Raw genomic sequence first — 13,228 nt, forward strand, 5'->3', positions numbered from 1 at the left:
CGGGGGCAGAACCATACGGCGTTCGGTTCGCAGCGTACCCCCGGTACAATAAACGCCGTTAATAAACTGATTGCCGATCAGTCACCGCTTTTCCCGCGCCCGTGGTTCTTCACAGAAGCTCGTGGAGTTCTTCGAGTTCGGGCGGGGCCTGGAGGCCGAGGGCGGTGTAGTGGGCCAGGGCCCGGCGGGCGTGGTGGCGGGCCTGGGCGGGGTCGCCGAGGGCGTGGTGGGCGTGGGCCAGGCCCTGGGCGGCGCGGGCTTCTTCGGGGCGGTTGCCCACCTCCGCGGCCAGGGTGAGGGCGGTGGTGTGGGAGGCGAGGGCCAGGGCGGGTTCGCCGAGGGAACGGGCGGCTTCGCCGAGGCCGTTGTGGGTCTCGCAGTCGTAGGCCCGGTGGTTGTGCTCCTGGTGGAGGCGGAGGGCCTGGCGGTGGTGGGCCAGGGCGGCCTCGTGGTGGCCGAGGCGGCGGTGGACCACGCCCAGGCGGTCCAGGGTGGTGGCCTCGCCGCGGTGGTAGCCGAGGGTGCGGTAGAGCCGGAGGGCCTGGTCCAGGTGGGCCAGGGCGTCCTCGTAACGGGCTTGCTGTTCGAGGACCAGGCCGATCCCGGCGAGGCTCGCGGCCTCGCCGACCTCGACGCCGGCCTCGCGGAAGAGCGCGAGCGCGCCGCGGTAGTGGCGGTCGGCCTCCTCGGGGCGGCCCTGACGGCGGTGGAGGTCGCCCAGGTGGTTCAGCACCCGTGCCTCGCCCGCCCGTTCGCCGGTCTCGCGGTAGTGGGCCAGGGCGCGGCCGAGGGCGGCCAGCGCTTCCGGGTGGCGGCCCTGGTGGGCGTGGAGTCGGCCCAGGTCGGTGAGCGCCCTCGCCTCGCCGGAGGTGTCGCCGGCGCGCCGGCAGGCCTCCGCGGCGTGGGTGTGCAGGGTCCTGGCGTCCTGGTGGTGGGCGTGGACGTCCAGGTAGTGGTGCAGGGCGGTGGCGAGCCGGGCGGTGTAGGCGGGGATGCCCCGCTCGGCCGCGTGGACGGCGGTCGCCACCAGGTTGGGGCGTTCGGCCTCCAGCCAGTGGGTGGCCTGGGCGGCGGTGGTGAGGGGGACGGGGGCGGTGGCGGGCGGGGGTGGCTGCGGGCGCCGTCGCCTGCCTTCGGGGAGGAGCACGTCCATCGCGGCGCAGGTGGTGCGGAGGAAGTGGTCGAGGAGCCGGGTGAGGGCCGTGTGCCGGGTCTCCTCGGTCTCCTCGGCCTCCGCCGTCGTGCGGGCGTGCTCGCGCAGCAGGTCGTGGAAGGTGTAGCGGCCGGGCACGTGCTGGGTGAGGACGTGGGCGTCCAGGAGGTCTTCGAGGAGCGTCTCGGCCCGGTCCAGGGGCGGGTCGGCGAGTGCGGCGTAGGCGTCCAGGCAGGTGCCGAGGTGTGGAACTATTCGTTCCGAAGTACGCAGAAGCGCGCAGGATCATGCGCGGATGCGTCTCTTTCGTTCGTTTCTTGCTTGGTTGTCGGTGGTGTCGGTTAGGTTCGTGGTGTCGGTGTCCGGCGGGCGGGGGATGGGGGCGTGGCGGAGGAGAAGAAGCGGCTGCGGGAGATCGCGCGTCCGTTCGTCGTCGACGGCCCGTCCGGCGTCAGCATCCGCGACCGGCTCAAGGGCCTGACCGCCCGGGACGAGGAAGTCCTGCGCGCCGTGGGCATCCACATGGGACGTCTCGCTTCCCAGGATCTGGCCCGCCGTGTGCGTGACGGGCTGCAGCATTCCGCCGAGACGTGGGCGGTTCGTAAGCGGGAGCTGACCGCCGTGTCGTCGTCGCGGTGGGCGGGTTCGGTCACGGCGAGCACACACGACCAGTGGGGTCTGTCTCGGCGTGCCCAGCATGCGCATCTGCAGTCCCTGGACGCCGGGATCCGGACGATCCGGCATCGGTTGTCACTGCCACTCGGGGAGAAGGGGGCCCGGGGTAACCCCGGCGGTTACCGGTCCAGGAGTGAGTGGTTCGCCAAGTCCCGCCGTCTGGCGGTCCTCGAAGACCGCTACGAGAAGGTGCGGGCCGAGCAGGAGGCCGGTCGGGTGTCCGTGGTGCGGGGCGGCAGGCGGCTGCTCCACCAGCGCCACCACCTTGCCACCGCCGGCAGGACGACCGAACAGTGGCGGGCGAAGTGGGAGGCGGTGCGCTGGTTCCTGACCGCCGACGGCGAGTCCGGCAAGCGGTTCGGGAACGAGACCATCCGCGTCAGCCCCGACGGCGAGATCAGCATCAAGCTCCCCGCCCCGCTGGCCAGGCTGGCCAATGCGAAGCACGGCCGGTACGTGCTCACCGCCCGCGTGTCGTTTCCCTATCGGGGCGAGGAGTGGCGTGACCGTGTCACCGGCAACCGGGCCGTGGCCTACCGCATTCACCTCGACACGGAACGCGGCTGCTGGTACCTGGACGCCAGTTGGACCCGGAAGAACCTCCCCGTGATCCCGCTGGACGCCCTGCGGGCGGGCGGAGTGGCCGGCGTGGACATGAACGCCGACCACCTCGCCGCCTGGCGGCTGGACGAGCACGGCAACCCGGTCGGCGCACCGCGCCGCTTCGACTACGACCTCAGCGGTTCGGCCGGACACCGTGACGCCCAGCTCCGCCACACCCTCACCCGCCTCCTGCACTGGGCCAAGCACACGGGTGTTACGGCAGTGGCGATCGAGGACCTCGACTTCACCGACTCCACCAGCCGCGAAAAGCACGGTCGACGCAAGAAGTTCCGGCAGCTGGTCTCCGGCATCCCCACCGCGAAGCTCCGCGCACGCCTGGTCAGCATGTGCGCAGAGGCCGGTATCGGCGTCATCGCCGTCGACCCCGCCTACACCAGCAGGTGGGGCGCCGAGCACTGGCAGAAGCCCCTCACCACGAAGAACCGCAGGACTTCCCGGCACGCCGCCGCTGCGGTGGCGATCGGAAGGCGCGCCCTCGGGCACCGGATCAGGCGACGGGTGGCACCGCCCCGCGACGACCAGAGTGATTGTCGCGGGCATCGGACCGTCCAGGCCGGACCGCGTGACCGGGGACGTGAGGGACACCGCCCTCGTGTCCCCGGACCACGGACACGATCCGTGCGTGCCGGACACGGCAGGAAAGCGGTCGACCAGGACACCCAACACCGTTCGGGGCGTCCGGCTGAGCACGAGTCCTGGCGACAGGACCCACTCCCGCTCAGTCTTTAGAAACGGTCGGTCAACGAGGCGACGCTGCGGACGGTGCGCGCCCTCGCACCGGACGGCGTGACCTCACGGCCGGCCCCTCCCCCCGACGCCCTGCCCCACTTCGACCCCGACCACGACCACGAGCCGCTCCCTCCCCCCGTCGCCGACCTGCGCGGGCGGATCGCCGCGGCGGACGCGGTGCTGTTCTGCACGCCCGAGTACGCCGGCGCCCTGCCCGGTTCGTTCAAGAACCTGCTGGACTGGACGGTCGGCGGCACGGAGATCAACGACAAGCCGGTCGCCTGGATCAACGTCTCCACCGCCGTCACCCGAGCACGGCACGCGCACGACTCGCTGCGCCGGGTGCTGGCCTACACCGGGGCCCGGATCGTGCCGGAGGCGTGCCTGCACCTCCCCGTGCCCCGGCAGCTCGTCGGGCCCGACGGACTCGTCCACGACCAGGCCCTGCGGACCGGCCTCCTGACCTGCCTCACCCTCCTGACCGAGGCGATCCCGACCAAGGCCGACAGGGCCCCGGGGCCGCCCTCCGCACCACCCCACCGAGGAGCTTCTTCCGCATGACCACCGCACCCGTCCCGAGCACCGCACCCGCGACGACCACCGCCCCCGTCCGTCCCCCGCTGCCCCCGTTCACCGCCGAGACGGCGGCCCTCAAGGTGCGCGCCGCCGAGGACGCCTGGAACACCCGCGACCCCGAGAAGGTCTCCCTCGCCTACACCCCGGACTCGGTCTGGCGGAACCGGGACGAGTTCCTCACCGGCCGCGAGGAGATCCGCGCCTTCCTCCGCCGCAAGTGGGACAAGGAGCTCGACTACGCGCTCCGCAAGGAGCTGTGGGCGTTCACCGACGACCGGATCGCCGTCCGCTTCACCTACGAGTGGCGCGACGCGGCGGGGCAGTGGTGGCGCAGCCACGGCAACGAGCTGTGGGAGTTCGCCCCCGACGGCCTGATGCGGCGCCGCGAGGCGAGCATCAACGACCTGCCCATCGCGGAGGCCGACCGGTCGATCTTCGGGCCGCGCGACAGCTGACGTGCGCCGCGTACCCGGCCGCCGCGTACCCGGCCGCCGCCCGGGTAGGCGCCTCCGAGGGGCCCTACGTGCGGAGCGGAGAGCGAGAGAGGTGGCAGCTCATGACCGGTACCAAGGTCTCCGATCGCATCCTCGAACGTCTGCGGGAATGGGACGTCGAGTACGTCTTCGCCTACCCCGGCGACGGCATCAACGGCCTGCTCGCCGCCTGGGGGCGGGCCGGGGACCGGCCGCGGTTCGTGCAGTCGCGGCACGAGGAGATGTCCGCGTTCCAGGCGGTGGGGTACGCCAAGTTCTCCGGCCGGGTCGGGGTCTGCGCGGCCACCTCGGGGCCCGGCGCGATCCACCTCCTGAACGGGCTGTACGACGCCAAGCTCGACCACGTCCCGGTCGTCGCCCTGGTCGGCCAGACCGACCGCAGCGCCATGGGGGGCTCGTACCAGCAGGAGGTGGACCTCGCCTCGCTGTTCAAGGACGTCGCCTCGGACTACTGCGTGACGGCGACCGTCCCCGAGCAGTTCCCGAACGTCGTCGACCGGGCCGTGCGCACCGCGTACAGCCGGCGCGGCGTGGCCGCGGTGATCGTCCCGGCCGACGTGCAGGAGCTGGAGTACAGCCCGCCGGAGCACGCCTTCAAGATGGTGCCCTCCAGTCTGGGCATGGGCGGTTACGCGCCGGTGCCCGAGGACGCGGAGCTGGAGCGGGCGGCCGAGGTGCTCAACGCGGGCGAGCGGGTCGCCGTCCTCGTCGGACAGGGCGCCAGGGGGGCGCGGGCGGAGGTCGAGCACCTCGCCGACATGCTCGGCGCGGGGGTGGCCAAGGCGCTGCTCGGCAAGGACGTCCTGCCGGACGACCTGCCGTACGTGACCGGGGCGATCGGCCTGCTCGGCACCCGGCCCTCGTACGAGCTGATGCGGGACTGCGACACCCTGCTCGTGATCGGCTCCAGCTTCCCGTACACCCAGTTCATGCCCGAGTTCGACCAGGCGCGGGCGGTGCAGATCGACATCGACCCGCACATGATCGGCCTGCGGTACCCCTTCGAGGTGCAGCTGGTCGGGGACGCTCGGGAGACCCTGCGGCGGCTCCTGCCGCGCCTGCACCGCAAGAGCGGCCGGGAGTGGCGGGAGACGGTCGAGAAGAACACCGCCCGGTGGTGGGAGGTGATGGGGCGGCGGGCCTCGGTGGGGGCCGACCCGATCAACCCGGAGTACGTCTTCCACGCCCTCGACGCCCTCCTGCCGGACGACGCGATCATCACCGCGGATTCGGGGTCCGCCGCCAACTGGTACGCCCGGCACCTGCGGATGCGCGGCACGATGCGCGGCTCGCTGTCCGGGACGCTGGCCACCATGGGCCCGGCCGTGCCGTACGCCATCGGCGCCAAGTTCGCCCACCCCGACCGGCCCGTGATCGCCCTGGCCGGGGACGGTGCCATGCAGATGAACGGCATGATGGAGCTGGTGACGGCGGCCAAGTACCACTCCGAGTGGTCGGATCCCGGTCTCGTGGTGGCGGTGCTCAACAACCACGACCTCAACCAGGTCACCTGGGAGATGCGGGCCATGTCGGGCGCCCCCCGGTTCGAGGAGTCGCAGGCCATCCCCGACCTGCCGTACGCCGACATCGCCCGGTGCCTCGGGCTCGCCGGCGTACGGGTGGAGAAGACCAAGCACGTCGAGGGGGCGTGGCGGCAGGCGCTCGCGGCGGACCGGCCGTTCGTCATCGACTTCCGTACGGATCCGGCCGTGCCGCCGATCCCGCCGCACGCCACCCTCGACCAGATCCAGGCGGCCGCCGCCTCCGTCCTCAAGGGCGACAGCGACCGGGCCTCGATGGTCCGGCAGGGCTTCCTGGCGAAGGTCCAGGAGCTCATGCCCGTCGGCCACCACCACCGCGGCGATTCCGGAAAGCGGTCGTGAGTTCCGCCGCGAGCTCCCGGGACCGCTCCGGCGGGCCCGGCGTGGAGCGCGTGACCGCGTCGGCGTACACCGTCCCCACCGACCTGCCCGGTGGGGACGCCACGCTGACGTGGGACTCGACGACCCTCGTCCTCGTGGAGGCGGCCGCCGGCGGTACGACGGGCCTGGGCTGGACGTACGGCGCGCCGGCCACCGCCGCCGTGGTCGCGGACGAGCTGGCGCCGGTCTACGACGACCGGGAGCTGGAGCGGCAGCTGCGGCGCTGGACCGAGGACCTCGGGCTGGCCCGCGTGAAGATCAAGATCGGTGAGTCGTGGGGCCGGGAGGAGGCCCGCGACCTGCGGCGCACGGCGCTCGCGCGGCGGGTCGCCGGGGACGGCTGCGAGCTGTACGTGGACGCCAACGGCGGCTACACGCGCAAGCAGGCCGTACGGGTCGCGGGCGCGCTCTCCGGCCTCGGCGTCACCTGGTTCGAGGAGCCGGTCTCCTCGGACGACCCGGACGGGCTCCGGCTGGTCCGGGACGCGGTGGCCGCCGACGTCGCCGCCGGGGAGTACGGCTACGACCTGCCGTACTTCGCGCGGATGGCCCCGGTCGTGGACTGCCTCCAGGCCGACGCGAGCCGGTGCGGCGGGATCACGGTGTGGCTGCGGGCGGCGGCCCTCGCCGAGGCGCTGGGCCTCGAACTCTCCGCCCACACCGCTCCGCACCTGCACGCGCACGCGGCGGCCGCGATCCCGAACGCACGGCACCTGGAGTGGTTCCACGACCACGTACGGATCGAGAGCACCCTCTTCCACGGGGCGCTCGACCCCGCCGGAGGGACGGTCGCTCCCGGCGCCGACGGGCGGCCGGGGCACGGGATGGAGTTCGACCGCGCGGCGGCCCGGCCGTTCCGGGTCCGCTGAGCTGAAGGGTCCCGAGCCGAAGGGCCCCGCTATCCGTGCCGCCGGGGCCGCCGCGCCTCGGGTTCCCTGCCCTCCACCGCCGCCGCCAGGACCTCGACGAGGTGGAGCGGGACCCGGCCCGTACCGGCCTGTTCGATCTGCGTACGGCAGCTGAAGCCGTCCGCCAGGACGAGGGTGTCCTGGTCCGCCGCCCGGACGGCGGGCAGCAGGCCCAGTTCGGCGCAGGCCATGGAGACGTCGTAGTGCCCCCGGGTGAAGCCGAAGTCGCCGGCGAGGCCGCAGCATCCGGCGTCGAGGACCTCGGCCTCGACCCCGGCACGGGCGAGCACGGACCGGTCCGCGTCGAAGCCCAGGACCGCGTACTGGTGGCAGTGCCGCTGCACCAGCGCCGACCCGCCGGCCCGCGGGAGCGGCCAGTCCTCGGCGCGTTCCCGGAGCAGTTCGGCGGGGGTGCGGGTGAGCTCCGCCAGGGTGTGCGCGTCCGGCTCGTCGTCGAGGAGTTCGGGGGCGTCGGAGCGGAAGACGGCGGTGCAGCTCGGTTCGAGGACCACGACGGGGAGGCCCCGGCGCAGCGCCTCGCGCAGGAGGCGGAGGGTGCGGCCGAGGACGCGCCGGGCGATGCCGAGCTGTCCGGTGGAGATCCAGGTGAGGGCGCAGCACGCGGGCGTCGGGGGCACCCTGACCCGGAATCCGGCCGCTTCCAGGACGGTGACGGCGGCCCGGCCGATCTCCGGGTGGAAGCGCTGCGTGAAGGTGTCCGGCCAGAGCACCACGTCACCCCGCTCCCCGGTGCCCCCGGCGGGCCCGCGCGTCCGCCACCAGGCGGAGAAGGGCTGCGGGGCGAAGACCGGGAGGTCGCGCTCCGGTGCGATGCCGCCGGCCGCCTTGAGCAGCCGGGCCACGGGCTGACTGCCGGTCAGCGTGTTCACCGTACGGGGAGCGGTGGAGGCCAGGGCGGCCCAGAGGGGCAGCCAGCCCATGGAGTAGTGGGCGGGGGGCCGGAGCCGTCCGGCGTAGTGGTGGTGGAGGAACTCCGCCTTGTACGTGGCCATGTCCACGCTGACCGGGCAGTCCTTCTTGCAGCCCTTGCAGGCGAGGCAGAGGTCGAGGGCGTCCCGGACCTCCGTGGACCGCCAGCCCTCGCCGGCCGGGGAGTCGCCGCGCATCATCTCGAAGAGCAGCCGGGCCCGGCCGCGGGTGGAGTGCTCCTCCTCGCGGGTGGCCCGGTAGCTGGGGCACATCACCCCGCCCCGGGTCGCCCGGCACTTGCCCACCCCGACGCAGCGGGCCGCCGCCCTGCCGAAGGAGCCGTCGTCCTCGGGGTACGAGAAGGCCACCGGCGGGGCGGGGGCCGCGTACCCCGGTCCCAGTCTGAGGTGTTCGTCGAGGCGGTACGGGGCGACGACCTTGCCCGGGTTCATGCGGTCCCCGGGGTCGAACAGGCCCTTGAGCCGCTCGAAGCCCTCCACCAGTTCGGGGCCGTACATCCGGCGCAGCAGCTCTCCGCGCGCCTGGCCGTCGCCGTGCTCGCCGGAGAGCGAGCCGCCGTAGTGCGCGACGAGGTCGGCGGCCCGCTCGACGAACTCCCGCATGCGGGCGACGCCGGGGCCGGAGGCGAGGTCGAAGGGGATGCGGGAGTGGACGCAGCCCTGGCCGAAGTGGCCGTAGACCGGCGGCCGGCCGTAGTCGAACTCCTCGTACAGTCCGTGCAGATCGCGCAGGTAGGCGCCGAGCCTCGGGACGGGGACGGCCGCGTCCTCCCAGCCCGGCCAGGTGTCCACCTCCCCCGGTTCGCGCGCGGTCGCGCCGAGCGCCGCTTCGCGCAGCAGCCACAGGTGCTCCGCCTCGTCCTCCCCGTGGAGGGAGTGGGAGACGACGTCCGGGGCGGCGTCCTCGGCGAGCGCCCGCGCCCGGTCCCGGGCCTCCTCCTCGGTGTCCGCGGCGAACCGGACCATCAGGTAGGACCGGCCGTCCGGGAGGAGTTCGAGGGCCTCCGCGTGCATGTGGCGCAGCCTCTCGAAGCGCAGCAGCTGGTGGTCGATCGCCTCCAGGGCGTGCGGCTCGTGCCGCAGCACGGCCGGCACGTGGTCGGCGGCCCCGGCGATGTCGTCGTACCCGAGCAGCAGGAGGACGGAGTGGCGGGGCACCGGCACCAGCGCCAGTTCCGCGCCCAGGACGGTGACCAGGGTCGATTCCGAGCCGGTGAGCAGCCCGGCCACGTCGAAGCCGTGCTCCGGGAGGAGGGAGTCGAGGTTGTAGCCGGAGACGCGGCGGGGGATGTCGGGGAACCGCTCGCGTACGAGGGGGGCGTACCGGTCGCGGATCGCGGCCAGCCCGCGGTACAGCTCGCCCTGCCGGTCGGTGCGGGCGCGGAGCCGTTCGAGTTCGGGTTGGGGCGTAGGGCCGACCCGCAGGCGGGTGCCGTCGTGGAGGAGGACGTCCAGGCCGTGGAGGTTGTCGACGACCTTGCCGTACGCCTGGGCGCTCGCCCCGCAGGCGTTGTTGCCGATCATGCCGCCGAGGGTGCAGTTGGCGTGGGTGGAGGGACGGGGGCCGTACTGCAGCCGGTGGGGGGCGAGGGAGCGGTTCAGGTCGTCCAGGACGATGCCGGGCTCGACGCGGCAGCGGCGGCGCTCCGGGTCGACCTCGGTCACCCGGTGGCAGTACTTGCTCCAGTCGAGGACGACGGCGGTGTTGCAGCACTGGCCGGCCAGACTGGTGCCGCCGCCCCGGGAGAGCAGCGGCGCGCCGAACTCGTGGCACACGGCGACGGCGGCCACGCCGTCCTCCACCGTGTGCGGCAGCACGACGCCGATGGGCACCTGCCGGTAGTTCGAGGCGTCGGTCGCGTACGTGGCGCGGGAGCCGTCGTCGAAGCGCACTTCTCCGGCGACGCGGGCCCGCAGGGCCGCTTCCAGGCCCCGGGCGTCCACCCGGGGGGCCCGCCCGCGTACGACGGGGGGCGGCAGGTCGACCTTTCCCATGGCTGTCTCCCGTTTCCCGGCTGAGGGCACGTGCCCTCACATCGGTGTGCCATTCTTCCGGCGGCCCCACGCGTAGGCCCCCGCCGCGGCCCCGGCTCCGGCTCCGGCGAGCGCGGCGACCCGGCCGAGGCGGTGCTCGGAGGCCCAGGACTGCGCGCTGAAGGAGTGGGCCCGGTCGTCGAAGGGGCCGTGCGTGCCGTAGTCCCGCGTCTCGTCCGCCGGTTTCCAGAGGTTGCCCTCCCCGCCCGGGGGCCGGAGTTCGTCGGTCTGCTGGGACCGGAAGCCGGTCCGTGCCAGGCGGCGGTCGAGGAGACCGGGGGCGACGGCGTTGGCCAGCAGCGTGGCGACCGTGGAGGCGCCGACCCAGTAGGCCCGCCGCCGGGGGTGGTCCGCGGCGTGCAGCACCGCGCGGGCGGCGACTTCCGGCTGGTAGACGGGGGGAAGGGGCTGGGCGTGCTTCGCCAGGTGGGACCGCAGCCAGGTGAACTGGGGGGTGTTCAGGGCGGGCAGCTGGACCATGGTGATCCGGACGTGCGACCGGTCGTGCAGCAGCTCGCAGCGCACCGATTCGGTGAAGCCCTCGATGGCGTGTTTGGCGCCGCAGTAGGCGCTCTGGAGGGGGACGCCGCGGTGGGCGAGGGCCGAGCCCACCTGCACCACCACCCCGTGGTCGCGGGGCAGCATGCCGGCGAGGGCCGCCCGGGTGCCGTGGACGCAGCCGAGGTAGGTGGCGCGGGTCGCCTGAGCGAACTCTTCGGAGGTGACGTCCATGAACCGGCCGAACACCGAGGTGAAGGCGTTGTTCACCCAGACGTCCACCGGGCCGAACTCCTCCCCCACCCGCGCCGCCGCGGCCGACACCTGCTCTTCCTCCGCCATGTCCGTCACGATCGGCAGCGCCTGTCCGCCGGCCGCGCGGACCTCGTCCGCCGCCCCGTCCAGTCCCGCCCGGCCCCGGGCGAGCAGCGCCACCCTGGCGCCCCGGCGGGCGAAGGCGACGGCCACGGCCCGTCCGACCCCGGCGCTCGCGCCCGTCACCACGACCGTCTGCCGCTCCTCGGCCATCTCCACCAACCCCTGCCTCTCCGTTCCCCGCCGAGGCGTGTAACCGCTCCGTGCACCCGGAAACCCGCGCATGGAGGAGACGGCAGGGGGCATGAGCGGGACGGTGGGGGCGGCGACCGAGCGGGAGCGGAGCGGGCATGGCCTCTGCGATCGAGGACTACGCCGTGATCGGCGATCTCCACACCGCCGCCCTTGTCGGGCGCGACGGTTCCGTCGACTGGCTGTGTCTGCCCCGCTTCGACTCACCGGCCTGTTTCGCGGCGCTGCTGCACGACGAGACGGCGGGCCGGTGGCTGCTCGCCCCCGCGGACGGCGGGTCCTGCACCACGCGGCGCTACCGGGGCGAGTCCCTCGTCCTGGAGAGCGAATGGCGGTCGGCCGGCGGCACCGTCCGGGTCGTGGACTTCATGCCGCCGCGCGGGGAGGCCCCCGACGTCGTCCGGATCGTCGAGGGGGTGGAGGGCCGGGTCCGGATGGCGATGGAGCTGCGGCTGCGCTTCGACTACGGCGGGGTCACCCCCATGCGTACCCGGTCCGACGGCGGTCTCCGGGCCGTGGCGGGACCGGACTCGGCCCGGCTGTGGACCCCCGTCGACCTGCGGACGACGCCGGAGGCGGTGGAGGCCGGGTTCGAGGTGGAGGCGGGCCGGTCCGTGCCCTTCGTCCTCACGTACCAGGCCTCGCACCTGGAGCCGCCGGAGCACGCCGACCCGGCGAAGGCCCTGGAGGAGACGGAGGACTTCTGGTCGGAGTGGATCGCGGCGTGCGACTACGACGGCCGCCGGCCCGAGGCGGTACGGCGGGCCCTGATCACCCTGAAGGCGCTCACCTACGCGCCCACCGGCGGCGTCCTCGCGGCCGCGACCGCCTCTCTGCCCGAGTGGCCGGGCGGCGAGCGGAACTGGGACTACCGCTACTGCTGGCTGCGGGACTCCACCTTCACCCTGCAGGCGCTGCTGACCACGGGCTACCTGGACGAGGCCCGGGCCTGGCGGGAGTGGCTCGTCCGCGCCGCCGCGGGCGAGCCCACGCGGCTCCGCGCCGTCTACACGCTCGACGGCGGGCGGCGCCTGCCCGACCTCGAACCGGACTGGCTGGCCGGGTACGGCGGAGCGAGCCCGGTGCGCATCGGCAACGGCTCGTCCGACCAGTTCCAGCTCGACGTCCTGGGCGAGGTCCTGGACTGCCTCCACCTGGCCAGGAACAGCGGCCTCACCACCGACGAGACCGTCTGGGACCTGCAGAAGGCCCTGCTCGACCACCTGGAGGGGAACTGGCGGGAACCGGACCGCGGGATCTGGGAGGTGCGGGGTCCGCCCCGCGACTTCGTCCACTCCAAGGTCATGGCCTGGACCGGCTTCGACCGCGCCGTCCGCACCGTGCGGCACCACGGGCTGCCCGGCCCCGCCGGCCACTGGGCGTCCGTCCGCGACGAGATCCACCGGGAGGTCTGCTCCCGGGGCTACGACGCCGAGCGGAACACCTTCACCCGGTCGTACGGCTCCCGGGAGCTCGACGCGGCCCTGCTCCTCCTCCCCCGCGTCGGCTTCCTGCCCTGGACCGATCCCCGCGTCCGCGGCACCGTCGACGCGGTACGGCGCGAGCTGTCCGAGGACGGGCTGCTGCTGCGCTACCGCCTGGACACCGGCGACGGCGACGGGCTGCCCGGCCGGGAAGGGGCCTTCGTCGCCTGCGCCTTCTGGCTGGTCGACGCCCTGCACTCCACGGGGCGCCGCCGCGAGGCGGAGGAGCTGTTCGAACGCCTCCTGTCCCTGCGCAACGACGTGGGCCTGCTGAGCGAGGAGTACGACACCTCCGCGGGCCGCTTCCTCGGCAACGTCCCGCAGGCGTTCAGCATGGTCGGCCTGATCAACTCCGCCCGGCTCCTGAGCGGGGAGCGCACCGAGACCTCCCACCGACGACGGGAGCACGGCGGCGGAGCCGGCTGACGTGCCGCGCGGGTACGCGGAGGGGCGGGCAGGGGGTCACCCGCCCGGCCCCCGTCCTCAGGGCGTCCCCGGCGACGGGGGGCCAGGATGGGCGGGGCCGGACCTCGTCCGCCGCCCGGCGGGCCGGTGGCGCCGATCCGGTCCGCCACGCGCGCGGAAGCCCCGTGTGCCCGATGTCCCACCCGACG

The 13,228-nt window shown here is 73.9% G+C and carries 8 protein-coding genes and 1 pseudogene; 6 read left to right on the forward strand and 3 right to left on the reverse strand.

Features of this window, described 5'->3' with window-relative positions; genetic code table 11:
* Positions 1-109: 109 nt before the first annotated feature.
* Positions 110-1,291 (reverse strand): tetratricopeptide repeat protein, encoded by a 1,182-nt coding sequence (locus QK442_RS08810; RefSeq protein WP_282693304.1) that lies wholly within the window; start codon positions 1,289-1,291, stop codon positions 110-112.
* A 246-nt stretch (positions 1,292-1,537) separates the two neighbouring features.
* Between QK442_RS08810 and QK442_RS08815 the strand changes: the two genes are divergently transcribed.
* The 5 genes and pseudogenes from QK442_RS08815 to QK442_RS08835 all read left to right on the forward strand — a co-directional run bounded on the left by QK442_RS08815 (position 1,538) and on the right by QK442_RS08835 (position 7,042).
* On the forward strand, positions 1,538-3,181 hold the full coding sequence (locus QK442_RS08815; RefSeq protein ID WP_282693305.1) for a transposase: 1,644 nt from the start codon (positions 1,538-1,540) through the stop codon (positions 3,179-3,181).
* 12 nt (positions 3,182-3,193) lie between these two features.
* Positions 3,194-3,742: pseudogene (locus tag QK442_RS08820) on the forward strand (NAD(P)H-dependent oxidoreductase); the annotation flags it as partial.
* Positions 3,739-4,212, forward strand: coding sequence for a nuclear transport factor 2 family protein (locus QK442_RS08825; RefSeq protein ID WP_282693307.1), 474 nt, complete (start codon positions 3,739-3,741; stop codon positions 4,210-4,212). The pseudogene QK442_RS08820 and the gene QK442_RS08825, both read left to right, overlap by 4 nt.
* A gap of 101 nt (positions 4,213-4,313) precedes the next feature.
* Positions 4,314-6,134 carry a thiamine pyrophosphate-requiring protein gene (locus QK442_RS08830; protein ID WP_282693308.1) on the forward strand — a complete coding sequence of 607 codons (1,821 nt, stop codon included), beginning with the start codon at positions 4,314-4,316 and terminating at the stop codon, positions 6,132-6,134.
* Positions 6,131-7,042, forward strand: a complete 912-nt coding sequence (locus QK442_RS08835; RefSeq protein ID WP_282693309.1) for an enolase C-terminal domain-like protein — start codon at positions 6,131-6,133, stop codon at positions 7,040-7,042. The genes QK442_RS08830 and QK442_RS08835 overlap by 4 nt, the downstream gene beginning before the upstream one ends.
* Positions 7,043-7,071: 29 nt before the next feature.
* Here QK442_RS08835 and QK442_RS08840 read toward each other — a convergent pair whose 3' ends face one another.
* Complete coding sequence (locus QK442_RS08840) at positions 7,072-10,026, reverse strand: FAD-binding and (Fe-S)-binding domain-containing protein (RefSeq protein WP_282693310.1); 2,955 nt, start codon at positions 10,024-10,026, stop codon at positions 7,072-7,074.
* Between the two features lie 36 nt (positions 10,027-10,062).
* Positions 10,063-11,091 carry an SDR family oxidoreductase gene (locus QK442_RS08845; protein WP_282693390.1) on the reverse strand — a complete coding sequence of 343 codons (1,029 nt, stop codon included), beginning with the start codon at positions 11,089-11,091 and terminating at the stop codon, positions 10,063-10,065.
* Between the two features lie 137 nt (positions 11,092-11,228).
* Between QK442_RS08845 and QK442_RS08850 the strand changes: the two genes are divergently transcribed.
* Complete coding sequence (locus tag QK442_RS08850; RefSeq protein WP_282693311.1) at positions 11,229-13,040, forward strand: glycoside hydrolase family 15 protein; 1,812 nt, start codon at positions 11,229-11,231, stop codon at positions 13,038-13,040.
* Positions 13,041-13,228 lie beyond the last annotated feature (188 nt).

Origin of the sequence: Streptomyces sp. CC208A (genome assembly GCF_030010625.1) — a bacterium.
Taxonomy (GTDB): Bacteria; Actinomycetota; Actinomycetes; order Streptomycetales; family Streptomycetaceae; genus Streptomyces.

Coding starts and splice junctions, on each gene's coding strand:
- QK442_RS08850 (WP_282693311.1), top strand. CDS start 11,229: ATGGCCTCTGCGATCGAGGACTACGCCGTGATCGGCGATCTCCACACC.
- QK442_RS08840 (WP_282693310.1), bottom strand. CDS start 10,026: ATGGGAAAGGTCGACCTGCCGCCCCCCGTCGTACGCGGGCGGGCCCCC.
- QK442_RS08845 (WP_282693390.1), bottom strand. CDS start 11,091: ATGGCCGAGGAGCGGCAGACGGTCGTGGTGACGGGCGCGAGCGCCGGG.
- QK442_RS08830 (WP_282693308.1), top strand. CDS start 4,314: ATGACCGGTACCAAGGTCTCCGATCGCATCCTCGAACGTCTGCGGGAA.
- QK442_RS08825 (WP_282693307.1), top strand. CDS start 3,739: ATGACCACCGCACCCGTCCCGAGCACCGCACCCGCGACGACCACCGCC.